This is a genomic window from Bradyrhizobium sp. AT1 (genome assembly GCF_001590795.1).
Lineage (GTDB): Bacteria > Pseudomonadota > Alphaproteobacteria > Rhizobiales > Xanthobacteraceae > Bradyrhizobium.
The window spans coordinates 4426874-4428919 of record NZ_JXDL01000001.1 but is presented as its reverse complement, the minus strand read 5'-3'; the positions used below and the strand labels follow the sequence as shown (position 1 = coordinate 4428919).

1 pseudogene is annotated in these 2046 nt (G+C 67.1%); it reads right to left on the bottom strand.

Annotation, left to right across the window (positions count from 1 at the left end):
- A pseudogene (locus SE92_RS20625) lies at window positions 1-1826 on the bottom strand (hypothetical protein); the annotation flags it as partial.
- Window positions 1827-2046: the final 220 nt, after the last annotated feature.

Here is a 2046-nt window from a genome sequence, read left to right as displayed (position 1 = left end):
GCAGCAATGGGAGCGGCCATCGGCATCGGCTGCGGTGCAGCGGGCGGCGCGGTGCGCACCGCACGCAGATCGCCCTCGATCATGGAGAGGCGGTCGACGACATGGCCGAGCGCGCTATGGACGGCGTCGAGCGAGTCCTGCGTGCTGCGGGTGGTCTCGGCCTGGCTGAAGCGGATGTCGGAGAGCTCGCGCTTGACGAGATCGACCATTCCGGAATCGGCCTGCGGCGCAGAGCTGCGGCTCTCCGCCAGCGCGGAGTAAGTCGCCTGCTGCCGCTCCAGATGCCTGAGGATGTCGTGCAGCCCGTCCTCGACGCGGCTGAGATTGCCGTTGCGCGGGTCGGAGGCGGCTTCGATCCGCTCCAGCAAATACGAGACGCGCTGTTCGAGATGCGCGAAGGTCGAGGCCGAATCGTTACCGACCTGCATGCGATCGAAGCGGTCGGACAGCGCGCGGATGGCGGATTCGAGATGCTCGGTGCTTTCGGACGGCTGCGGCCGCTCGCGGGTTTCCAGCGCCGCCGTCAGCGCCGCAATGCGCTGCTCCAGCACCGCAAAGCTGTCGCCCTGGCCGGAGGCGCGGGTGACCTGGTCGACCTTGGACGACAGCAACTGCACGTCGTCGGACAGGCGTGCCAGCGCTTCGTTGGACGCGACGTTGGAGACGATGCCGCGCAGCGCCGAGATCGCGCTTTCCAGCTGATGCACGGTCGAGGGATCGTCATTGGCGCGCAGGATCAAATCGAGCTTGGCGCCGAGATTGCGGATCGCCTCGTCATAGCCGGTAAGCTGCTCGGCCGGCGTCAGCGTGCGCAGCACCTGCTTGATGTCGGACAGCGCGTGCTCGATGCCCGACAGCACCTGGCCGTCGGTGCCGTTGGAGCGCGTCTCGTCGATGCGACGATGCAGGGAACGGATCTCGTTCTCGATCGATTCGATCGCGCGGCGCGGCATCGCCTCGGTGATGGCGGTGCGGATCTCGGCAAGCTCGCTGCGGAAGGCGTTGATCGCTTGCTCGGTATTGTCAGGACGCTGCAGCGATTCGATCTGGCTCGTGATCTTGAGCAGATGGCGCTCGAGCGAGGAGAAATCCGGGCCCGGCGGCGGCGCATAGGCAGGCGCGGGCGGCGCCATCGGAGGCGCGTAAGGAGCGGCGGCCGGCGCAATGGAAGGCGCGGCACGCGGCGGCATCTGCCGCGGCGCAAAGCCGTCGAGCTCGCTCTGGCGCGCGGTGATCTCGGCGACGGCGACGTCGAACGAAGCGGGGCTCAGGGGAGGGGCGTTGCGATAGACTTGAGCTGCCGCGCGCTCGACCATATCGGCCTGGCGCTGGCGCGTCTCGACGGGAGACGGTGCAGGCGAGGGTGCCGGCCGCGGCGCCGGGGGCTGCTGCGGCTTCGAGATCTGCGACAGCCGCGCGTCGAGCCGCGAGATCGCATCGTTGAGCTGGCGGGCGACGCCCTGCTCGCGCGAGACCTCTGGCCGCGACGATGCGTCCTGGCGCGGGGCGGGCTTTGAAATCCGTTCGATCTGCTGGGTGATCGCGTCCAGCCGCTGGTGGATGTCGGCGACTTCGCGGCTTTCCTGGCTCGGCATGGGCTGCGAGCGCTGATCCTGACGTGGATCTTGGCGCGGATCTTGACGTTGATCTTGACGTTGATCTTGGCGCTGATCGTAAGGTCCGCGAAAGTTCGGTGGCGCGGTTTCGCCGAGTGTGGAGTTCAGCCAATCGTTGAGGGACATGCCGGCACGACGCGCAGCAGCTTCGGCCCGCTCCCGGACGGATGGGTCGATGCCGTCAACACTCCACGATACGCGCGAATTCATGACTCTGTCCGGTTCCGACTCCGGCGCCCCACCCGGCGCCTCCAGTCTCCCCACGCGTGCCGGTTGCAAAGACAATCGAATTTTGCGCGGGTCGTCTGCCTCGAAAACCGACTTTTGTCCGTTACGGTAAATAACGAGTTAAGGAATGGGTTGCCGGTGTCTTAAAGTTGGGCGGGGGATGCCAGCCACGGAACCGGTGCGCTCCCTCCCCGCTTGCGGG